19 protein-coding genes are annotated in these 21,303 nt (G+C 73.7%); 11 read left to right on the top strand and 8 right to left on the bottom strand.

All coding sequences use genetic code 11. The features are described from left to right. Positions 1 to 5: 5 nt before the first annotated feature. The 3 genes from ABZ573_RS24090 to ABZ573_RS24100 all read right to left on the bottom strand — a co-directional run bounded on the left by ABZ573_RS24090 (position 6) and on the right by ABZ573_RS24100 (position 4,576). On the bottom strand, positions 6 to 2,795 hold the full coding sequence (locus tag ABZ573_RS24090; protein ID WP_358121168.1) for a lantibiotic dehydratase: 2,790 nt from the start codon (positions 2,793 to 2,795) through the stop codon (positions 6 to 8). Positions 2,796 to 2,904: 109 nt separating this feature from the next. Further along, positions 2,905 to 3,141: a thiopeptide-type bacteriocin gene (locus ABZ573_RS24095; RefSeq protein ID WP_225852132.1), complete on the bottom strand. Its 237-nt coding sequence runs from the start codon at positions 3,139 to 3,141 to the stop codon at positions 2,905 to 2,907. A gap of 268 nt (positions 3,142 to 3,409) precedes the next feature. Continuing rightward, a complete protein-coding gene (locus tag ABZ573_RS24100; RefSeq protein ID WP_151454118.1) occupies positions 3,410 to 4,576 on the bottom strand; it encodes a homogentisate 1,2-dioxygenase in 1,167 nt (388 codons plus the stop codon). 95 nt (positions 4,577 to 4,671) lie between these two features. Between ABZ573_RS24100 and ABZ573_RS24105 the strand changes: the two genes are divergently transcribed. From ABZ573_RS24105 to ABZ573_RS24130, 6 genes are all read left to right on the top strand, one after another. Then, entirely contained in the window at positions 4,672 to 5,544 is an 873-nt protein-coding gene (locus ABZ573_RS24105) for a hypothetical protein (protein ID WP_151454119.1), read from the top strand. Further along, positions 5,541 to 6,740, top strand: a complete 1,200-nt coding sequence (fahA, locus tag ABZ573_RS24110; RefSeq protein WP_151454120.1) for a fumarylacetoacetase — start codon at positions 5,541 to 5,543, stop codon at positions 6,738 to 6,740. Before ABZ573_RS24105 ends, fahA begins: the two co-directional genes overlap by 4 nt. A gap of 177 nt (positions 6,741 to 6,917) precedes the next feature. Next, positions 6,918 to 7,127 carry a DUF397 domain-containing protein gene (locus ABZ573_RS24115; protein WP_132239904.1) on the top strand — a complete coding sequence of 70 codons (210 nt, stop codon included), beginning with the start codon at positions 6,918 to 6,920 and terminating at the stop codon, positions 7,125 to 7,127. Positions 7,128 to 7,229: 102 nt separating this feature from the next. After that, the gene (locus ABZ573_RS24120; RefSeq protein ID WP_151454121.1) at positions 7,230 to 7,703 is read left to right on the top strand and encodes an SRPBCC family protein; all 474 of its coding nucleotides are present in this window, start codon (positions 7,230 to 7,232) and stop codon (positions 7,701 to 7,703) included. 231 nt (positions 7,704 to 7,934) lie between these two features. Next, positions 7,935 to 9,215 (top strand): PQQ-binding-like beta-propeller repeat protein, encoded by a 1,281-nt coding sequence (locus ABZ573_RS24125; RefSeq protein WP_358121174.1) that lies wholly within the window; start codon positions 7,935 to 7,937, stop codon positions 9,213 to 9,215. A 53-nt stretch (positions 9,216 to 9,268) separates the two neighbouring features. Further along, complete coding sequence (locus ABZ573_RS24130; RefSeq protein ID WP_358121177.1) at positions 9,269 to 9,394, top strand: hypothetical protein; 126 nt, start codon at positions 9,269 to 9,271, stop codon at positions 9,392 to 9,394. Between the two features lie 83 nt (positions 9,395 to 9,477). Here ABZ573_RS24130 and hisC read toward each other — a convergent pair whose 3' ends face one another. The 4 genes from hisC to hppD form a co-directional block, all read right to left on the bottom strand. Beyond that, on the bottom strand, positions 9,478 to 10,581 hold the full coding sequence (gene hisC, locus ABZ573_RS24135; protein ID WP_358121179.1) for a histidinol-phosphate transaminase: 1,104 nt from the start codon (positions 10,579 to 10,581) through the stop codon (positions 9,478 to 9,480). Further along, on the bottom strand, positions 10,578 to 11,627 hold the full coding sequence (locus ABZ573_RS24140) for an RDD family protein (protein ID WP_358121181.1): 1,050 nt from the start codon (positions 11,625 to 11,627) through the stop codon (positions 10,578 to 10,580). Before ABZ573_RS24140 ends, hisC begins: the two co-directional genes overlap by 4 nt. Positions 11,628 to 11,649: 22 nt before the next feature. Further along, positions 11,650 to 12,276 (bottom strand): RDD family protein, encoded by a 627-nt coding sequence (locus ABZ573_RS24145; RefSeq protein ID WP_327029812.1) that lies wholly within the window; start codon positions 12,274 to 12,276, stop codon positions 11,650 to 11,652. 113 nt (positions 12,277 to 12,389) lie between these two features. Further along, positions 12,390 to 13,595 (bottom strand): 4-hydroxyphenylpyruvate dioxygenase, encoded by a 1,206-nt coding sequence (gene hppD / locus ABZ573_RS24150; protein WP_151457782.1) that lies wholly within the window; start codon positions 13,593 to 13,595, stop codon positions 12,390 to 12,392. Between the two features lie 157 nt (positions 13,596 to 13,752). On the opposite strand from hppD, the gene ABZ573_RS24155 reads away from it, so the two are divergent. The 3 genes from ABZ573_RS24155 to ABZ573_RS24165 all read left to right on the top strand — a co-directional run bounded on the left by ABZ573_RS24155 (position 13,753) and on the right by ABZ573_RS24165 (position 17,546). Then, entirely contained in the window at positions 13,753 to 14,241 is a 489-nt protein-coding gene (locus ABZ573_RS24155) for an Lrp/AsnC family transcriptional regulator (RefSeq protein ID WP_151457783.1), read from the top strand. A 145-nt stretch (positions 14,242 to 14,386) separates the two neighbouring features. Then, on the top strand, positions 14,387 to 15,811 hold the full coding sequence (locus tag ABZ573_RS24160) for a PQQ-binding-like beta-propeller repeat protein (RefSeq protein ID WP_327029811.1): 1,425 nt from the start codon (positions 14,387 to 14,389) through the stop codon (positions 15,809 to 15,811). A 67-nt stretch (positions 15,812 to 15,878) separates the two neighbouring features. Next, positions 15,879 to 17,546 carry a fumarate hydratase gene (locus tag ABZ573_RS24165; protein ID WP_151455297.1) on the top strand — a complete coding sequence of 556 codons (1,668 nt, stop codon included), beginning with the start codon at positions 15,879 to 15,881 and terminating at the stop codon, positions 17,544 to 17,546. A 60-nt stretch (positions 17,547 to 17,606) separates the two neighbouring features. Here the strand turns inward: ABZ573_RS24165 and ABZ573_RS24170 are convergent, their stop codons facing one another. Further along, positions 17,607 to 19,448: a hypothetical protein gene (locus ABZ573_RS24170; RefSeq protein ID WP_358121187.1), complete on the bottom strand. Its 1,842-nt coding sequence runs from the start codon at positions 19,446 to 19,448 to the stop codon at positions 17,607 to 17,609. 106 nt (positions 19,449 to 19,554) lie between these two features. Here ABZ573_RS24170 and ABZ573_RS24175 point away from each other — a divergent pair, with 106 nt between their 5' ends. Then, entirely contained in the window at positions 19,555 to 19,695 is a 141-nt protein-coding gene (locus ABZ573_RS24175; protein ID WP_327029809.1) for a hypothetical protein, read from the top strand. A 46-nt stretch (positions 19,696 to 19,741) separates the two neighbouring features. Next, a complete protein-coding gene (locus ABZ573_RS24180; RefSeq protein WP_192581441.1) occupies positions 19,742 to 21,151 on the top strand; it encodes a class II fumarate hydratase in 1,410 nt (469 codons plus the stop codon). Positions 21,152 to 21,303 lie beyond the last annotated feature (152 nt).

The following is a 21,303-nucleotide window of genomic DNA, read 5'->3' on the forward strand; positions in this document are numbered from 1 at the left end:
GCCGGTCACCGGGGGGCCGCCGGCAGGTAGGTCTCGACGACCAGCTCGGTGACCCGGTGCGGCCGGTCGTGGCCGGCGGGGCGGGGCAGCGCCTCCTCGACGACCAGCCGGCCGGTGATCCGCCCGAGCCATCGGGGCACGCAGCGCAGGTGCAGCGGGCTGGCCAGGTCGACGAACTGCGGCTTGGGCCGGGCGACCGCCTCCCAGAGCCCGGCGATCGCCGGGGGAGGCGGCGGGGCGGACGGACGTTCCGACGGCTGCCGGGCCTGGGCGCCGGGGTGCTGCGCGGCGTGGCCCGGTGCGGGCGGCTGCCCGTCGCGCCGGCTGCCCTGGTTGAGGAAGACCTGGTCGGGCAGGTCCCAGCCCGCCCGCAGCGCCGCGGCGGCGGCGACCGACGGCGAGCCGAGCTTGCGAAGGTGCTCTTCGGCCCCGTCGTCGAAGCGCCAGCTCCGGCGGGCGAGGACGACGCGGCCACAGCGGAGCCGGTCGGAGACGACGGCCTGCCCGCCCGGACCGGCCACCGTCCGGGTCGCGGCCAGGTGGCGGAGCCCCACCTCGCCGCTGCCCAGGTCGCCGAGTAGCGCGGCCACCCGGGCCGGCAGCGCCGGCGGCGATAGGAACCCGAGGTACAGCACGTCGAGCAGGTCACCGGTGGCCGGATCGCGCAGCCGGATCTGGTCGCCGGCCAGGTCGTGCACCAGTTCGACCGAGGCGAGGTCGAGCCCGCCCAGCCGCTGGTCGTCGCCGATGTCCTCGCCGAGCAGCAGCGGGTGCAGGTTGGCGTTGAAACCGTGCACCGGCCGGAACTGGGCCACCCGGCCGGGCAGCACCCGGCGGAGCTGGGCGGCCACCGCGGCGCGCATGCCGCTGTCGCCGAAGAGGTCCAGGAAGCGACTGGTGAACCGGCCCCAGCCGCCGTAGACGTGGTTGAGGTGCAGCGACCCGTCCGGGCCGTGCTGACCGAAGAAGGCGTACGACACCGGCCGGGCCCGCAGCCAGCGGGGCAGTGCCGCGGCCACCTCGGCCACCAGGTCGGCACCGATGACGGTCTCCACGCCGTCGTTCCCGCCGTCGGCGCGTACCGCCCGGACCACCTCCTGCCGCAGCGTGGCCAGCTGGGCCAGCTCGGGCACCCGGGCGATCGGACCGCCCGCCAGGGCCCCCTCCGGGGTCACCGTCGGCAGGTCGTCGAAGCCGGCGCCGATCTCGGCGAAGAACTGGCCGAGGTCGGCACAGCGGGCCCCGGGACCGTAGCGCTCGACGAACCGGTGTCGCAGGAGCCGGCGCAGCACCTGGTCCTCGTCGAACAGCAGCGCGAGGCTGGTCAGCGCGGTCAGGTCGGCGGTGTCCGCGGGCCGGCGGGTCAGGCGTACCGGCCCGGGTAGCACGACATCCTCGGTGACGGGCGCCTGGGCCGGTGCGGCGGCCCCGAGCTGCCGCAGGGCCTCGTGCCAGCCGGCGTCGATCCGACGTACGAGCTGGCCGCGCCGCGCCGCGTCGACGTCCGCCAGCGACCGGATGTCCCTGTCGAGGTGCCGTACCTGGTCGGCGAGGGCGGGGGCACCGGTGTCGCCGAGCCAGTCGGCGATCGCCGCCAGCGCCGCCGGGTCGTGCTCGGTGGTCGGCGGTACCGGGATCAGCAGGCGTTCGTCGCAGAGCTGGGTGACGAGACGTCGCGCGAGCCGCTCGGCCTCGGCGGCGTCCGTGGCGGGGCGCGCGGCGCCTCGGCCGAGGGCCGCCACGAGCGCCGCCGGCGGGTGTCCGTCGGGTGCGGCGCGGAGCACCCGGATGATCGCGGCCAGTGCGGGCCGCAGCGGCATCCGGACCCGTTCCTCCCGGATCACCGGCATGCCGTCGGCGCCGGTCGTCGGGTGCTCGCGGTAGAAGACCACGTGCCCGTCCTGCACGCGGGTGCCGGGCGCGAGCCGGTGCGGGGTGCGCAGCATCTGGTCCGGGCGGCTGGTCCCGGCCAGGAAGAGGCTGGCGACCAGGCTGGCGGGAGGACGGGTCACCGCCAGCGGTTCCCCCGCCGCCGTCACGTCCAGACCCGCCGCGAGGTCCAGGTGGGTCGGCAGCGCCCCGTCGGGCGGGGACGCCAGCGGGGCGGGGACGGCTTCCGCATCCGGCCAGGGGGCCCAGCCGACGATGGTGAACCAGGAGAGCGGGCTGGTCCGGGTGGTGGCCCGCAACGCGTAACGGAGCACGGTGGGTTCGGACTTGCGACCCCGGGCGTCCGGCTCGCCGCCGCGCGCCGCCGTCCGCTGCACCGCTGCCAACAGCTCAGGGCTGGTCAACGCGACCGCCCGGCCGAACGGCTCGCTGCCGCACAGGGCGGCGAGTGCGACGCGCTCCTCGGCCAGCGCCGCAGCCGACCCGGCGTCGACGGCGCCGGTGAGCCGGTCGATCTCGGCCCGGGCCCGCAACCAGCGCCCCAGCGCCGGCAGTCGGTCGGGCAGGTCGCCGAGCCGGGCGCGCAGGTCGCTGGCCGGCGACCGGTCGTTGTGTACGTCCCGCCGCAGCGGTAGCAGGACCGAGCGGCGGTACGCCGTCGGGGCCTGACCGCCGAGCCGGTACAGCTCCTCGGTGAGTTCGGGGCCGAGGGCCCGGCACTCGACCAGTCGATCGACGAGTTGGTCCTGGAGGCGACGCAGGTGCCGTCCGGCCGGACCGGCAGCCGGCAGGTCGACCGCCGTCCTGCGGATCAGCACGTACGGGGCGACCTGGACCTCCGGCGCGACTCGGCCGCCCGGTGCCGGCGACACCGGCGGGGCAGGGGATTGGCGGGTGGTTGTCACGGTGTCCTCCGTACGCGGTCGTCGGCACCGACCCCGGCCGAGCCGGTGAGGCCGCGAAACGCCGGTGTCGGCGTCCCCGGCCCCACCGGTCAGCCCCGGTCCGGTACGACTACTGGGGAAGCTGGGCGGCGCAGGACGAGTAGCCCAGCCACTGCCAGACGGCGGAGGTGCTCGCCGAGGCACCGGTCTCCGGCAGGGCCACCGCGTCGCGCACTGCGTGCACCTCCAGCAGGTCGGACACCTCCAGGTCGGCCAGGTTGAGGTCTTCGAGGTCGGCCAGCGTGGCCGTCATGTCGCGCATCGTGTACTCCGGTTCCAGGGGGATGTCGTCGACGAACAAGCGCACTTGTCGATGACAAGATGGACAGTGCGCAAGATGTTAGTCAGCTCCGTCCACGAACTATTCGTCCGAGCGTCCAGTCGCCGATGGCCGTACGACGGCTGTGGACGGACGATGAGAAGGAAGTGCGCTCCCGCGGCTGATGCGCGGGAGGCCGGAGGCGCTGCGGACGCGGCTGCCGGAGCGCGGTCGACGCCCGCCCGCCCCCGCGCGCACGAAGGTGCCGCAGTCCGCCCCTGCCGGACCGCGGCACCGCTCACCCGGAACCGTCCGCCTAGGGGCGGCGGGCCCAGGTCCAGGCGTAGCCGTCGTCCTCGCACGCGGTCGCGGCGTCGCAGAGGTCCAGCGGCCGGAAGGTGTCGACCATGACGGCAAGTTCGTCGAAGAAGTCGGCGCCGATGGAACGCTCGGCGGCGCCCGGCTGCGGGCCGTGGGTGAAGCCGGACGGGTGCAGCGAGATCGAGCCCTGTTCGATGCCGGAGCCGCGCCGTGCCTCGTAGTTGCCGCCGGTGTAGAAGAGCATCTCGTCGGAGTCGACGTTGTGGTGGTTGTACGGCACCGGGATCGCGTCCGGGTGGTAGTCGACCTTGCGGGGCACGAACGAGCAGATCACGAAGTTGGGGCCCTGGAAGGTCTGGTGCACGGGCGGCGGCTGGTGGATCCGGCCGGTGATCGGCTCGAAGTCGTGGATGGAGAACGCCCACGGGTACATGTGCCCGTCCCAGCCGACCACGTCGAACGGGTGGTGGGCGTAGACGTAGCGGGTCCAGCCGCGGCGGTGCCGGACCAGCACCTCCACGTCCTCGCCGTCGACCAGCAGCGGCGCGTCCGGCCCCCGGACGTCGCGCTCGCAGTAGGGCGAGTGCTCCAGGAACTGGCCCCGCACGGAGAGGTAGCGCTTGGGCGGGCCGATGTGCCCCGCCGCCTCGACGGCGAGCAGCCTGGTCGGCGCGTCGCCGGTGGGCACCAGCCGGTGGATGGTCGAGGTGGGGATGACGACGTAGTCGCCGGGCACCGCGTCGAGCACGCCGAACGTGGACTCGACCCGCAGGGTGCCCGACTCCACGTAGAGGCAGTGGTCGCCGGTGGCGTCGCGGAACAGCGGGGACGGCCGGTCCGCCAGCACGTACGCGATGCGCACGTCGTCGTTGGCGAGCAGGTACTGCCGGCCGAGCACCGGGTCGGCGCCGGTGCCGTCGAGCTTGTGGGTGCGCAGGTGGCGGGGCTTGAGCGGAAGGTTCGGCACCCGGGTGAACGCCGGCGGGGTGAACTCCTCGGCCGCCACGATCGCGGTCGGCGCGTGCCGGTGGTAGAGCAGGGACGAGTCGGAGGAGAAGCCCTCCTGGCCCATCAGCTCCTCGGCGTAGAGGCTGCCGTCGGGCTGGCGGAACTGGGTGTGGCGCTTGCGCGGCACCTCGCCGACGCTGCGGTAGTACGGCATCTCGCCTCCCGGTTCGTCCCGTTCACCGATCCAACAGCGTCCGATAATCGGACGCTGTTGTCCGTTCCTTGTAGCGTCCCGTACATTCTTGTCTCGTGTCAACGCAGGTGCCCGCGCTCGTCGACGGCCTCGTCGACGACGCCGCCGTCTTCCCGCCCGGCAGCGCGCCGCTGCCCGACGCCGTCGCCGCGCACCGGCGGCACCGCACCTCCTGGTACGCCGGCCTCGTCGGCCCGCTCCTGGTCCCGGCCACGAGGCTGCCCGAGGTGGCGGGCCTGCTCGGCGCCGACGAGCGGATCGCGGTCGGGGTGATCGGCGACGTGCCCCTCGACCGGCTCGACGAGGTGCGGGCCACGGCCGACCCGCGCATCCGCGTGCGCCAGGTGGAGGCAGCGGTCGCCAAACGCGGCGAGGACCCGCTGCCCGGCCTGACCGAGCTGGTGACGCTGGCCCGCCGCGCCGGTGCCGGCCCGGCCACCCTCGACGCCGTCTACGCCGAGCTGCCGCTCACGTTCGGGCTGATGGGGGCGCTGGACGCGCTCGCCGCCGCCCGCGCCGACGGCGTGCCGATCGCGGCGAAGTTCCGCACCGGCGGGCTGGCCGCCGAGCTGTTCCCCACCCCGGCGGAGCTGGCCGCCGTGATCTGCGCCTGCCGGGACCGGGACCTGCCGTTCAAGCTGACCGCCGGGCTACACCAGGCGGTCCGGCACCTCGACCCGGAGACCGGCTTCACCCACCACGGCTTCGTCAACGTGCTGGCGGCGACGCTGGCGGCCGCCGGGGGCGCCACCGTGGAGTCGGTCGCCGAGCTGCTCACCGCGACCGACCCGCGCCCGCTGGTGCAGTACGCCGAGGCCGGGCTGGACGGCCCGCGCCCGCTGTGGATCGGCTTCGGCTCGTGCAGCATCCTGGAACCACTGACCGATCTGATCCGGCTGGGGCTGGTGAACGGGGGCTTTCAAGCATGACCTGGGTGACGGGTGCCGACGGTTCGTCGTACGGGGTCGCCAACCTCCCGTACGGGGTGTTCCGCCACGCGGAGGGCGCGCCGCGCGTCGGCGTACGCATCGGTGACTTCGTGCTCGACCTGGCCGGCGCGGAGGAGGCCGGCCTGGTGCTGGCCGCCGGGACGCTGGGTCGGCCCACCCTCAACGACTTCATGGCCCTCGGTCGCCCACAGTGGACGGCCGTCCGGCAGCGGGTGACCGAGCTGCTCACCGACGCCGCCCACCGGCCGGCGGTGGAGCCGCTGCTGGTGCCCCTGGCCGAGGTGCGGATGCAGCTGCCGTTCGAGGTCGCCGACTACGTCGACTTCTACTCCTCCGACCACCACGCGTCCAACGTCGGCCAGATCTTCCGCCCCGGTCAGCCGCCGCTGCTGCCCAACTGGAAGCACCTGCCGATCGGCTACCACGGTCGGGCCGGCACGGTGGTCGTCTCCGGCACGCCGGTGGTGCGGCCGAGCGGGCAGCGGGCCACCCCGCAGGGCCCGGTCACCGGCCCGTCCGTACGCCTCGACATCGAGGCCGAGGTCGGCTTCGTGGTCGGCGTGCCCAGCCCGCTGGGCGATCGGGTCTCCGTCGACGACTTCGCCGACCACGTCTTCGGTGTCGTGCTGGTCAACGACTGGTCGGCCCGCGACATCCAGGCCTGGGAGTACCAGCCTCTCGGCCCGTTCCTGGGCAAGTCCTTCGCCACCTCGGTCGCGGCCTGGGTGACCCCGCTGGACGCGCTGGGCGACGCCTTCGTCCCCGCCCCCGACCAGGACCCGCCGGTCGCCGCCTACCTGCGCGACGTGCCGCACCTCGGGCTGGACCTGCGCCTGTCGGTGGAGTGGAACGGCGAGCGGGTCAGCGAGCCGCCGTTCGCGACCATGTACTGGACGCCGGCCCAGCAGTTGGCCCACCTCACGGTCAACGGCGCCTCGCTGCGCACCGGCGACCTCTACGCCTCGGGCACCGTCTCCGGGCCGGAACGGGGACAGGTCGGCTCGTTCCTGGAACTCACCTGGGGCGGCAGCGAGCCGGTGAAGTTCGCCGACGGCGGGACCCGCACCTTCCTGGAGGACGGCGACACGGTGACGATCACCGCCACCGCGCCCGGCCCGGACGGCACCACCATCGCCCTGGGCGAGGTGACCGGGAAGGTCCTCGCCGCCCGCTGACCCACCTTCCGATCATCGACGGTCCCCGGTCGCACAGTTGGTGCGACCGGGGACCGTTGCTTGCGCGTTGATCGTCGCGGATTCCGTCGCCATGCCGCGCCGGGGCCGGGCCGGACGCCCCCTTCCGGTTCCGGCCCGGCCGCCGGTTGGCGTACCGACGACAGGAAGGTGACGACGATGAACGATCTCCCGGGCGCGGTCTGGCGTACCAGCAGCCGCTCCAACGACCAGGGGCTCTGCGTGGAGGTGGCGGACAACCTGGTCGACGCCCTCGGCGTGGTGGGCGTACGCGACTCGAAGGACCAGGCGGGCCCCACGCTGGCGGTCAGCCCGCCGGGGTGGGCGGCCTTCGTCGGCGCGATCCGGGCCGGCCAGTTCGGTCGCTGACGGGTCGACCGCTCCGGATCGGGGCTCCCGGCGGTGGAAAATCCGCTCCGGGGGCCCCGATCCGCGCTCACCCGGCGTACCGTCGAGGCCACGGGAGGTGGCATGTCGACGGTGGCGGTCACGGAGTTCGTGGAGGCGCACGACGTCGACCTCTGGCGGCTGCTGACCGACCTGACCACCCGCACCCGGCGCTTCACCGGGCCGGTGGAGGTGCTCACCCCCGGCCCGTTCGGCCCCGGCACCGTGTGGCGGGAGACCCGTTCCCAGCCGGACGGCACCGCGCTGGTCGAGGAGTTCCTCGTCATCGAGGCCGAGCCGCCCCGACGGTTGGTGCTCGGCTCCCGGGGCGCCGGCGTGGACTACCGGATCACCTGGGCGCTGCGCCCGGTCGAGCGGCGTCGCCGGGGCTGCACCGCGGTCACGGTCGAGCAGGAGGCGGTGCCGACCGCCCCGTACAGCCGGGTGGTCGCGCTGCTGCTCGGCGGGCTGGCGGCCCGGGCGGTCGAGCGCGCGCTTCGGCAGGACCTCGCCGACCTGGCCGCCGCGGCGGCCACCAACGCGACCGAGGCGGCCTGAGGCGGCCTGAGGCGCACGCCGGGGCGGTCCGAGAGGCGCACGCCCGACGGCCTGAGGCGCACGCCGGGGCGGTCCGAGGCACACGTTGGACGGCATGGAGGCGCACGCCGGACGGCCCGAGGCGCACGCCGGGGTGCTTACGTGGCGGGCGCTGCCGGAGCGCCCGGGCGCCGGTGACCTGACAGGGCCCTGACCGGCTCCGCTGGGTAGGGTGCCGGGCGGAGGTGCGGCATGGGGTTCCCGAACGGCCGGCGGCGGATCGCGGTGGCGGTCGCGGCGCTGCTCGGCACCGTCGCCGTTGCGGCGACGGTCTACCGGGTGCTCGCCCCCGCCGAGGTCAGCACGCCCGCGCGGGCCGGGTACCCGGCTGCCGCGTCCCCCTCAGCCGGCGTGATCGGCCGGCTGCCCGTCGCCCCGCTCGTCGTCGACGGCCGGCTGCGGGTCTATGCGGCCCACCGTCAGGTCTACGCCGACCGCCCGGTCGACGGCCGGCACCGGACGACCCCGTACTGGTCGTACCGCCGCTGGCCGGCGGCGCTCGACGGGGTCGTGGCGAGCGGGACGACGGTGGTCACCCGCTGGTCCGACGGGCGGCTCGTGGCGCTGGACGCGCGGACGGGCCGGGTCGCCTGGCGGGCGGACGGGCCGGCGCCGGTCGGGGAGCGGGCGGTCCGGCGCACCGGCGCGGCGACGGTCTGGGATCCGCAGGGGATCTTCGTGGCCCCCGCGCCCGACGGGCGGCAGGTGGTGGTGGCGGCCGGGGCGGAGTGGGCGCGTGCCGTGGACCTGGCCGACGGCCGCGAACTGTGGCGGTCGCACGTCACCGTCACGCTGCCGCCGGGCGACACGGTCGCCGGGTGCCGGGACGCGCTCGGCACGACCGCGTCGGGACACCTGATCACCGTCGACTCCTGCGCGGGGCCGGCGACGGTGGAGTTCCGCGACGCTGCGACCGGGGCGGTGGGCCTGCGCTGGCGGCCGCCGGATGCCGGCGACGAGCTGGTGGCGACCCTGGTGGGCTGCGGCACCGGCCGGACGGGGTGCACCGGGTTGCGGACGGCGAGGCCGGGCGACGACGCGGGCCGGGGCTGGCTGCTCGGCGCCGGGGAACCGGTCGCCGCCCCGGCCCTGGACCGGCCGGACGCCGAACTCGTCGGCGGGACGGCCGTGGCGGTCGTGGACGGGGTGGCGGTCGGCCGCTCGGCGCGTACGGGCGCGGAGCTGTGGCGCCGTCCCGGCCTGTCGCAGGCGCGGCTGCTCGCCGTCCAGCCCGACCGGGTGCACCTGCTGACGGAGACGAACGACCTGCTGACGCTGGACCCGGCGACGGGGGCGCAGCGGTCCTTCTTCGCGCTCAACGTGGGCTCGGACGGGGTCGGCTGGGTGCCCGGCGCGGTGTACGCGGCCGGCGGGTTCGTGGCCGTGGAGCGGCTCCGCAAGCCGGTCGACCCGGCGGCGGACGACCAGCGTTACTACCTGACCTCGGAGCCGATGGTCTTCGCGGCGACGTGAAACGCCGGCCCGGCTGCTCGACAAAACGGACATAAGTTACTTAGAGTTCATTTGTGCGTTTCTTGGCCGCCCTGTTGGGCGCGATCCTCATCCTCGTCACCGCTTCGCCGGCCGACGCCGCGCCGACCGGCCCGGTCGGCATCGTCCACCAAGATGCCGACACCCGTCCCGCCGCCTGACGGGTGCGGCTCCGGGCCGGTGGCGGTCGCCTGAGAGTCCGGTCCGGTCCGCAAGGGGATGGCGGACCGGACCGGCACCCGCCTCAGGCCAGCGCGGTCTCCGCTGCCGCCAGGAAGGCGTCGTTCTCGGCCGGGGTGCCGATGGTGACCCGGACCCCGTCGCCCGCGAACGGCCGGACGATCACGCCGCGCGCCTCGCACGCCTTGCCGAAGTCCACCGCCCGGTCGCCCAGCGGCAGCCAGACGAAGTTCGCCTGGCTGTCCGGCACGTCCGGGACGAGCTTGCGCAGCGCCTCCGTCACGCGGTCGCGCTCGGTCACCACGAGGGCGCACCGCCGCCGTACCTCGTCCTCCTGGGCCAGCGCGGCGAGCGCGCCCGCCTGCGCGGCCATGTTGCTGGAGAACGGCGTCACGACCTTGCGGATCGACGCCGCCACCGCCGGCTGGGCGACCAGGAAGCCGATCCGCAGGCCGGCCAGGCCCCAGGCCTTGGAGAGCGTGCGCAGCACGACCACGTTCGGCCGGTCGAGGTAGGTGAGGCCGTCCGGCACGTCCGGGTCGGTGACGAACTCGCGGTACGCCTCGTCGATCACGACCAGCACGTCCTCGCCGACCGTGTCCAGGAACCGGTCCAGCTCCGCCCGGCGCACCGACGTCCCGGTGGGGTTGTTCGGGTTGCAGACCACGATCAGCCGGGTCCGGTCGGTCACCGCCGCCGCCATCGCCGCCAGGTCGTGCCCGTGTGCGGCGTCGTTGGGCACCCGCACGCTGGTCGCGCCGCTGGTCGCCGCGATGATGGGGTACGCCTCGAAGGAGCGCCACGCGTAGAGGAACTCGTCGCCGGGCAGGCAGGTGGCCCGGACGAGGTGCTCGGCCAGCGCCACCGACCCGCAGCCGGTGGCGATCTGGTCGACGTGCACGCCGTACCGCTCGGACAGCGCCTCGCGCAGCGCGAGCGCGCCCATGTCCGGGTAGCGGTGCACCCCGGCGGCGGCACCGGCGACGGCCTCCACCACGCCGGGCAGCGGCCCGTACGGCACCTCGTTGCTGGCCAGCTTGATCGCCTCGGGGAGGCCGAGCTCGCGGGCCAGGTCGGCCGGGCTGCGGCCGGGCACGTAGTTGGGCAGCGCGTCCAGGTCGGGGCGGGTCAGCCGCAGCTCCGGCTGGTGACGTCCGGGGTCGGTCATGGGGTGTCTCCCGAGGGGTCGGTGCGGTCGTCGGGGGTGCGGTCGTCCGTGGTGGTGGGCTCGCGCGTGCTGGTGCGGTCGTCCGGCGTGCCGCGCTCGCCCGTGGTGCCGCGGTTGCCGCGGGGGAGCTGGACCACCACGGTCTGCGCCCGCTTGTCGTGCAGCGCCTGGCGCAGCGGGTGGTCGAAGAGCGGGGAGAGCGCGTCGACGAGTTGGAGCAGCAGGCCCAGGCCGCAGCAGTACCAGAGCAGGGTGGGCAGGCCGAGGGTGTTCCACCGGCGCAGCGCCCGGCCGAAGCCGAGCGGCTCGTCCGCGCTCACCGGCAGCACCTTGACGCCCACCAGCCGCTTGCCGAAGGTCTGCCCGCCCGAGGCCGTCGTCGGCACCTCGTACGCGAGCCAGAGGGCGGTGGCGATCAGCAGGATGACGACCTGGAGGCCGCCGGCCTGCTCGCTGGGCTGCGGCAGGTTGTCGGTGGAGCTGTCGCCCGCCATGGCCCGCCGGAACACCTCCCGCCAGTACGGCGTGACCTCCTCGACCAGCCGCCAGACGAACCAGCCGTTCACCACGGCGTTCAGCGCGAAGACGACCGTGAAGTCGATCAGCCGGGCGACCAGCCGGGCGCCGAACCCGGCCAGCGGGAGCCCGTGCGGGCGCGGCTCCGGCGGCCGTCCGGGCCAGCCACCGGGCGGCCAGCCGGGCGGCGGACCGCCACCGGGCGGCCAGCCGGGCGGAGGGCCCTGCGGGTGGCCCGGCCCCTGCGGCGGCTGCCAGGGGTAAGGCTGCCCAGGCTGCGGCTGCCCGGGGTGTGGCTGCCCGGGGTGTGGCTGACCCGGGAGGGGTTGCCCGCCGGCGGGGGCGCCCGACGCGGGCACCGGGGCCGCGGGTGACGTCGGCTCGGGTGCGGGTGGCGGCTCGGCCGGCGGCGGCCCCTCGGGCGGGGTGGCGTCGACGGGGATCGGTGCGCCGATCCAGCCCTCGCCGTCCCAGTAACGTCGGGTCTCCGGATCAGCCGGGTCGACGTACCATCCCGGTCCGACACTCATGGCCTGGCCTCGCTGCGCTCGCTCACGCAGACACCTTAACGACGACGGTGCCGGCGAACTTGTCGTGAAGGCACTGCTGCCAGGGCTTGTCCCACAACTGCCAGAGCCCGTCGAGGTAGCTGAGGCCGGGCAGGAACATGGCGGCGACGTACTGCACGGCGTACCGCTTGCCGGCGATCCGCCGGTCCAGCGTGGCGGCCGGGTCGAGCGGCACGACCCGCAGCTTCATCACCCGCTTGCCGTACGTCTGCCCGGTGCGCTTCATGTACTCCACGTGGTAGAGCCAGTAGAGCCCGAGCATGACCACCATCAGGCCCAGTTCGAGCAGCAGGATCGGCAACATGAAGTCGGTCAGGAACGACGCGGGGTCGGGATCGGCGAGGGTGCCGTCCGGGTTGGTCCGGGTCAGGTCGTCCATCATGTTCCAGATCAGGATCAGGAACGGCGGCAGGAAGAGGACCATCGCCACCGCCGTGCTCAGCGCGACGTCGATCAGCGCGGCGAGCAGCCGGTCTCCGAAGCTGGCGAGCGGCTGGCCGCCCGGCCCGAGCGCCGGGGCCGGACGGGGCGGCCCAGCCCAGCCCGGGGGCGGCGGCCTCCAGCCCGGGGGCGGGACCTGACCGGGCGGCGGGGCGTGTTGCGGTGGCACCGCGTACCCCTGACTGGAGGGACCGGAAGGCGGCGCGAAGCCGCCGGCGGCGGGCGGAGGCCCACCGGCCGGCGGCGTCGGGTACGTCGGAGGCTGCGTCACGCTCGTCAGTGTTACAGGTTGCCGCGCGCTTCCTGCTCCCGCTCGATGGCCTCGAAGAGCGCCTTGAAGTTGCCCTTGCCGAAGCCGAGCGAGCCGTGCCGCTCGATCAGCTCGAAGAAGACCGTCGGGCGGTCCTGCACCGGCTTGGTGAAGATCTGGAGCAGGTAGCCGTCCTCGTCCCGGTCCACCAGGATCTTGCGGGCCTTCAGCTCCTCGATCGGCACCCGCACCTGGCCGATCCGGGCGCGCAGCTCCGGGTCGTCGTAGTACGAGTCCGGGGTGTCGAGGAACTCGACGCCGGCGGCGCGCATGGCGTCGACGCTGGCCAGGATGTCGTTGGTGGCCACGGCGATGTGCTGGGCGCCCGGGCCCTGGTAGAACTCCAGGTACTCGTCGATCTGCGACTTCTTGCGGGCGATCGCCGGCTCGTTGAGCGGGAACTTCACCTTGCGGGTGCCGTTCGCGACGACCTTGCTCATCAGCGCCGAGTAGTCGGTGGCGATGTCGTCGCCGATGAACTCGGCCATGTTCGAGAAGCCCATGACGCGCTTGTAGAACTCGACCCACTCGTCCATCCGGCCGAGCTCGACGTTGCCGACCACGTGGTCGACGGCCTGGAAGAAGCGCTTCGGCTGGAGGCCGGCGTCGATCATCGGCTGCCGGTCCACGATCGGCTTGCGGGCCACGAAGCCGGGCAGGAACGGGCCGGTGTAGCGGGAGCGGTCGACGAGCGTGTGCCGGGTGTCGCCGTACGCGGCGATGGAGGCCATCCGGACGGTGCCGTGCTCGTCGCTGACGTCGTGCGGCTCGGTCAGGCCGGTGGCGCCCTGCGCGGTGGCGTGCGCGTACGCGGCGTCGACGTCCGGCACCTCCAGTGCGATGTCGGAGACGCCGTCGCTGTGCCTGGTCACGTGCTCGGCGCCCTCGGCGTCCGGGCGGACCGCGCCGGTCAGCACGAACCGCGCCGAGCCGCTGGTCAGCACGTACTGGGCGTGGTCCCGGTAGCCCTGCTCGGGGCCCCGGTACGCCACGCAGGTCATGCCGAACGCGGTGGAGTAGTAGTGCGCGGCCTGCTTGGCGTTGCCCACCAGGAAGTGCACGTGGTCGAGGCCCTTGACCGGGAACGGGTCGCGGCTGATGTCGTGGTCGACGGCGCCGACGAGCACGTCGACGTCGACGTCGTCGGACGCCTGGGGTCGGTCGATCGCCTGGGTCATCGCGGTCTCCCTCAAGTTCCGGTCGGCCCCGTGGCCGCCGCCGTCGGTCATGTGCGTGGTGCGGTGGTGCTGTGGCGAGGATCGCGGGGAAGGGCCGCACTGGGCAACTGTCGCGCCTATGCCTGGTCAGGTTGCGCATTCAGTAGGGTGATATGCCATGAGTGCTGGTCAGGGTGTACAGCTCGACGCCCTCGACGCGCGGTTGATCGAACTGCTCGCCGAGGAACCGCGGATCGGGGTGCTGGAGTGCTCACGGCGCCTCGGGGTCGCCCGGGGCACCGTGCAGGCCCGGCTGGACAAGCTCGTCGAGCGGGGCGTCATCTCGGGCTTCGGGCCGGAGATCTCCCCGGCGGCGATCGGGTTCGGGGTGACCAGCTTCGTCACCCTGGAGATCAGCCAGCGGGACGGGCACGACCTGGTCGCCGCGCACCTGGCCGCGATCCCGGAGGTGCTGGAGGCGCACACCATCACCGGCTCCAGCGACCTGCTCTGCCGGATCGTGGCCCGCTCGAACACGGACCTCCAGCGGGTGATCGACCAGATCGTCTCGTACGAGGGCATCCGCCGCGCCTCGACGATCATCGCCCTGGCCGAGCAGATCACCTACCGCACCCTCCCCCTGGTCCGCTCCGCCGCCCAGCGCTGAGCAGGTGAGGGTGCAATGAAGGGCCCCTTCGTCTACAGAAGGCGATAGGAAGGGGCCCTTCCTTGCACCCGGGGCGCGCGAGAAAGGGCGGCGACACGGCGGCGCGGGACGGCGGCGGCGCGGCGGTCGTCGCTACCGTGTCCGTGTGGCGAAGGCGGGCGGCCTCGGGGGGTGGCGTGGCGGGCTGCTGCTCGCGCTCGTCCTCGTCGTCGCGCTCGCCGCGACCGGAGTGTGGAACCCGTTCCCCGGGATGTGGGACTGGGTGAACCGGAGCCAGCCCATCTCCGAGCCGGACGTGGTCTGGCAGCAGCGCGTCGGCGGCACCCCGCGCAGCGTGACCATCGCCGGCGAGACAGTCGTGGTCGAGCAGCGTACCCGCGTGGAGGCGCGCAGCCTGGCCACCGGCGCCCAGTTGTGGGAGCGCAAGGCCGACTGGGCCGCGGTGGCCGGCGGCGACCGGGACTCCGTCGTCGTCGTGGGCAAGCTGCTGGTCAAGGGCTACGAGGTGCTGGACCCGACGACCGGCGCCACCCGGCGGCGCAACGGCGACGCGGTGGCCGTCTGGACGTACCGCAACATGCTGCTCGACGCCCGCTGCGTCGAGGCCACCGACTGCACGGTGAGCGCCTGGGACGCGCGCGGCACCGCCCCGCTCTGGACTGCCTTCGTGCCCGGGGTGCGCAGCGGGCTGCTCGGCGACAACCCGGGGCTGCTCGACACCCGCCGGCTCGACGCCGTCCGCATCGACGACGAGGTGGCCGGCCCGGAGCCCGTACCGCCGCTGCTCGGCTTCCCCATCGACGGCCGGGTGCACGTCCTCGACACCGCCACCGGGCGGGTGCTCCAGGACGTCGAGCCCGGCCGCGACGAACGGCTGTCCGTGGTCGGCGGCCGGCTGTTGCGGATCACCGCCCGCTCCCAGGACGGCACCTGCTACTTCGCCATCTCGGGGCGGGACGCGGCGACCGGCCAGGAGACGTGGCAGCGGGCCGGGATCAACCTGCGAACCGCCGACAACGCCGGCTGCGTGCAGCGGGAGGACCCGCACGGCGCGCGCAACGTGCTGATCGGGGTGGCCCCGGACGCCCGCGAGGCGGTCCTCGACGGCTACGACGGGCGGCTGCTGCTGGTCACCTCCGCCGGGGAGAAGCTGCTCGCGGTCGACGACCGGTACGCCCTGGTCCGGCCGGCCGACAAGCGCGCGGTGGTCGGCCGGGAGCTGGGCGCCGGGCGCGTCCGGTGGACCCGCCCGACCGGGCCGAAGGCCGGCGCGGCGCTCACCCCGTACGCGGCCGTGATCGCCGACGAGAAGCCGTCCCGGCTGATGGCGCTGGACCCGCGTACCGGGCGGGAACTGGCGAGCCTGCGCACCTCCGCGAACGCCCTCGCGGTCGGCCCGAGCGGCATGATCATCGGCGAGGGGCGGGAGATCGGCTACGTCCGCTTCGGCGGCGCGCGGGGCGCCCCCGTCCCGCCGCGCGACGGCGGCGTACCCGGTCCCGGCGGCACGGCGGGCGTACCCGGGCCGGAGGACAGCTGCGGCCCGAAGCGGGAGCTGTGCCCCGGGTGAGAGCGACGTCCCAGGACCCACCCGGCGGGTGGGACTGATCGACCCTTCTGCCCTAGGCTTTCCGCTCATGAGCAGTGCCGCCGCGTTCTCGTACGCTCCCTTGCTGCCGACCGGCCCGGACCAGACGGAATACCGCCTGGTCACCGACGAGGGCGTCGACGTCGTCAACGGGCCGGGGGGTCGCCGGTTCCTCACCGTGGAGCCGACCGCGCTCACCGCGCTGACCGCCGAGGCGATGCACGACATCGCGCACTACCTGCGCCCCGCGCACCTGGCCCAGCTGCGGGCGATCATCGACGATCCGGCGGCCTCGCCGAACGACCGGTTCGTCGCGCTCGACCTGCTGCGCAACGCCAACATCGCGGCTGGCGGCGTGCTGCCGATGTGCCAGGACACCGGCACCGCCATCGTGATGGGCAAGCGCGGCCGGCACGTGCTCACCGACGGCAGCGACGCCGAGGCCGTCTCGCGCGGCGTCTACCAGGCCTACACCCGGCTCAACCTGCGCTACTCGCAGCTCGCCCCGCTGACCATGTGGGAGGAGCGCAACACCGGCAGCAACCTGCCGGCCCAGGTCGAGCTCTACGCGGAGGACCCGGACGGGCAGCCCGACGCGTACAAGTTCCTCTTCATGGCCAAGGGCGGCGGCTCGGCGAACAAGTCGTACCTCTACCAGGAGACCAAGGCGCTGCTGAACCCCACGCGGATGATGCAGTTCCTGGAGGAGAAGCTGCGGCTGATCGGCACCGCCGCCTGCCCGCCCTACCACCTCGCCATCGTCATCGGCGGCACCTCCGCCGAGTACGCCCTGAAGACCGCCAAGTACGCCAGCGCCAAGTACCTCGACGCGCTGCCCACCTCCGGCTCGATGACCGCGCACGGCTTCCGCGACCTGGAGCTGGAGGCGGAGGTGCTGGAGCTGACCCGCAACTTCGGCATCGGCGCGCAGTTCGGCGGGCGCTACTTCTGCCACGACGTGCGGGTGGTCCGGCTGCCCCGGCACGGCGCCTCCTGCCCGGTGGCGATCGCCGTCTCCTGCTCGGCCGACCGGCAGGCGGTCGCCAAGATCACCCCGTCGGGCGTGTGGCTGGAGCGGCTCGAGACCGACCCGGCGCGCTTCCTGCCCGACGTCACCGACGAGACGCTCGACGCGTCCGAGGTGGTCCGCGTCGACCTCAACCGGCCGATGGACGAGATCCGCGCCGAGCTGTCGAAGTACCCGGTGAAGACCCGGCTGTCGCTGACCGGCCCGCTCGTGGTGGCCCGCGACATCGCGCACGCCAAGATCGCGGAGCGGCTGGACGCCGGTGAGCCGATGCCGCAGTACCTGCGCGACCACGCGGTCTACTACGCCGGCCCCGCCAAGACCCCGGAGGGCTACGCGTCCGGCTCGTTCGGTCCGACCACCGCCGGCCGGATGGACGCGTACGTGGAGAAGTTCCAGGCCGCGGGCGGCTCGCAGGTCATGCTCGCCAAGGGCAACCGTTCCGCCCAGGTCACCCGCTCCTGCCAGCAGCACGGCGGCTTCTACCTCGGCTCGATCGGCGGCCCGGCCGCCCGGCTCGCGCAGGACTGCATCAAGCACGTCGAGGTCCTGGAATACGCGGAGCTGGGCATGGAGGCGGTCTGGAAGATCGAGGTCGAGGACTTCCCGGCCTTCATCGTGGTCGACGACAAGGGCAACGACTTCTTCGCCGAGGTCACCAAGCCGGTGCTGACCGTCGGTCGCCGCTGATCCACGCGTACGCGAAGGGGCGCCGGGCAGTGGCCCGGCGCCCCTCGTCGTCTTCCTACGTCAGCTCGCCCGGCTGACGTAGAACGTGCCGCTGAAGGTCTCCGACACGGTCCCGTCGCCGGTCCGCGTGTAGACGGTGACCCGGCGGATTCCGGCGGTCATGGGGGTGTAAGCCACCGACGCCGACCCGTCGGCGCCCGCCGCGACCGTCTCGGCCGGGCGGCCGTCGAGGGAGTAGACGAACTCCGTCACCCCGGGCATGCCGGCCTCGAAGACGAACGTTCCCGGCGTGCCGGCGACCGCCCCCTGGAACTTGTTGATCGGGTACTCGACCGAGCTGACCGTGGGCTTGGTCGCCAGGTGGAACCGGTAGCTGCCCTCGCCGGACGGCAGGTCACCGGCCGTCCGGCTGCGCACGTACACGGTGGTGTAGCCCGGCTTCGCCGGCGTGATCGTGACCGTGGCCGTGCCGTCGGCGGCCGCCGGCACGGTCTGCTCCGGCCCGTCGTCGAGCCGGTACGTGTACTCGACGACGTCCTCCATGCGGGGCGCGAACGTCAGGGTGCGCGGCTGGCCGTACCCGGCCGTCGGGTTGGCGTCGGTGATCGTCGGGCTGGTGGTGCGCACCCGGAACACGTAGCTCGTGGCGGGGGAGCGGTTGCCCGCGAGGTCCATCGCCTCGACGGTGAGCGTCCTGGGTCCGTCCCGGTCCGGGGCGATGGTGACGGCCGCCGAGCCGCCCGGCGCGTCGGCCGCCACCTCGGTCGTCGGCTGCCCGGACAGGCTGTAGCGGAACTTCACCGTGTCGGTGTCGCCGCCGGCCGAGAAGGTGAACTGGCCCGGGATGCCGGGACCGCCGTACCAGCCGTCGTCGGCCGGGTAGTCCGTGGAGCTGACCGTCGGCGGGGTGGGGCTGGTGGTGTCGACGGTGAACCGGCACTCCGCCGACCAGGCGGAGGCGTTGCCGACCCCGTCCGTGGCGCGGACGGCGAAGGCGTACCTCCCGTCGGCCATCTGACCGGCCGGAACGTCGTACCGGAAGATCGACCCGGCGGCCTTGGCCGGGGATGTCCACTCGGTCCGCATGGTGGGGTCGTCCACCGGCCACCAGGCAAAGGTGGCGGTCACCGGCTCGGTGTTCGACGGTGCCGCGTCCGGGTCGGTGACCTTCGCCGCCAGGTACGGCGTGGTCGTGCCGATCTGTAACTCGCAGGCGTACGGGTACCCGTTGATTCCCAGCTCGGTCGGTACGTCCGGCGGCGTGTTCGCCTCGATGGAGATGCCGAGTTCCCTGATCCAGCGGCCGTAGGGCAGCTTGCTCTCGTGGTGGCCGGCGATCCGTGTCATGAAGGTGATCGAGGTCTGTCCGGCCTCGACCGCCTGCCGTACCGCCTCGGTGAGCAGCACTTCCAGCTGGCCCTGACAAGGAGCGCTCGGCGCGATGTCAGCGACCTTCTCTCGAACGGCCGGTGACGTCTCCCAGGTCGGTGCGCTGGTCGGTACGTCGGTCCGCCACAGCTCGATCTCGCGTGGCTTCGAGCAGTCGTTGACCGCCGTCTCCTCGGTGACACCGAGGGCACGGATGATGTGCTTGCCCTGGAACGGAGCAAGGTTGTAGGTGAAGTAGGCCCGCGAGGTGTGTTTGTCGTCGCCGGACTTCCAGGTGCCGACCGGCACGGTGCCGTCGGTCTCCACAGTGGCGGTCGACGGCTGGTGGGCGTCGGTCCAACTGCCGCTGGTCGGCAGGATGAACCGGCTCGGCCCGGCGGTTGCCGGCGCGGCCGTCACGACCAGGACGCTGGTGGCGGTGAGCAGGGCGGCGAGGCCGGTGGCCAGGAGCCGGCGCGGAGCGCGCTTGCGGCGTACGGCGGGCACGCCGGTGGAACCCCGTTCTTCGTGCAAGGTGAAAGGCCCTCCGATGGGAGTGGAGTCGATCCCACGATCCTAGGTGTGTGACCACGCGGAACACGCTCCACTTTCAAGCGCCCGGTACGAGCAGGCCCGGGCGTTGGACGGGATCGCCCGCTGCCTGCGGGCGGACGACCCGGCTGCGGCCCGGTCCCACTGGACCCGGGCGCTCGCGCTGTTCCGGCAGATGGAGGCGCCGGAGCGGCACGAGGTTTCCCGGATGCTGGCCGAGCTGCGCTGACCCGGCTCGCCGCGATCATCTGCACGTCGGCGCGCGGCGCGGCAGGATGGTACGCGTGACGACTCCAGAGGCGACGGGTTACCGGATCGAACGCGACTCGATGGGCGAGGTGGAGGTGCCCGCCGAGGCGCTGTGGCGGGCGCAGACCCAGCGCGCGGTGCAGAACTTCCCGATCTCCGGCCGGGGCATCGAGCCGGCCCAGATCCGGGCGCTGGCCCAGATCAAGGGGGCGGCGGCCGAGGTCAACGGCGAGTTGGGCGTGATCGACGCGAACGTGGCCGCGGCCATCGCCGCCGCCGCCGCGCACGTGGCCGACGGCGGCTACGACGACCAGTTCCCGATCGACGTGTTCCAGACCGGTTCCGGCACGTCGTCGAACATGAACACCAACGAGGTCATCGCCACGCTGGCCAGCCGGGAGCTGGGCCGGGACGTGCACCCGAACGACGATGTGAACGCCTCGCAGTCCAGCAACGACGTCTTCCCGTCCTCGATCCACCTGGCCGCCACCGAGGCCGTCGCGCGGGACCTGCTGCCCGCGCTGGCCCACCTGGCGGAGGCGCTGGAGGGCAAGGCGGCGGAGTTCGAGACCGTGGTGAAGGCCGGGCGTACGCACCTGATGGACGCCACCCCGGTCACCCTCGGGCAGGAGTTCGGCGGGTACGCCGCCCAGGTCCGCTACGGCATCGAGCGGTTGGAGGGGGCACTGCCCCGGCTGGCCGAGCTGCCGCTGGGCGGCACGGCGGTGGGCACCGGCATCAACACCCCGCTCGGCTTCGCCGCGAAGGTCATCGAGAAGCTGCGTGGCTCGACCGGGCTGCCGCTGACCGAGGCGCGCAACCACTTCGAGGCGCAGGGCGCCCGGGACGCGCTGGTGGAGACCTCCGGGCAGCTGCGTACGGTCGCCGTCGGTCTCTACAAGATCGCCAACGACATCCGCTGGATGGGCTCCGGCCCCCGCGCCGGCCTGCGCGAGCTGCGCATCCCCGACCTCCAGCCCGGCTCGTCGATCATGCCGGGCAAGGTCAACCCGGTGGTCGCCGAGGCGGTGCGGCAGGTCTGCGCCCAGGTCATCGGCAACGACGCCGCCGTCGGGTTCGCCGGCTCCCAGGGCGACTTCGAGCTGAACGTCATGCTCCCCGTGATGGGCCGCAACCTGCTGGAGTCGGTCCGCCTGCTCGCCGCGTCGAGCCGGCTCTTCGCCGACCGACTGGTGGTCGGCCTGGTCGCGGACGCCGAGGTCTGCCTGGCGTACGCGGAGGGCTCGCCGTCGATCGTCACCCCGCTCAACCGCTACCTCGGGTACGACGAGGCCGCCTCCATCGCCAAGGAGGCACTGGCGAAGCAGGTATCGATCCGCGAGGTGGTCGTCTCCCGGGGGCACGTCGACTCGGGCAGGCTGAGCGAGACCCAGCTCGACGAGGCACTCGACCTGCTCCGGATGACCCACCCCTGACCGCGCGCCCGGTGCCGCCGGCTGGTCCGGCCCGGTGGGGTTCGGCACGTCGGCGGCGCTGCGGAAGGCGATGCCGGCGGGGCCGGGCCGAGGCGAGCTGGCGGCGACCTTGATGCCCAGCGGGGCATGCTGCCGCGAGCCTTTGGAGCTGA

It is taken from the genome of Micromonospora sp. NPDC007220 (assembly GCF_040634035.1).
Classification (GTDB): domain Bacteria; phylum Actinomycetota; class Actinomycetes; order Mycobacteriales; family Micromonosporaceae; genus Micromonospora; species Micromonospora reichwaldensis.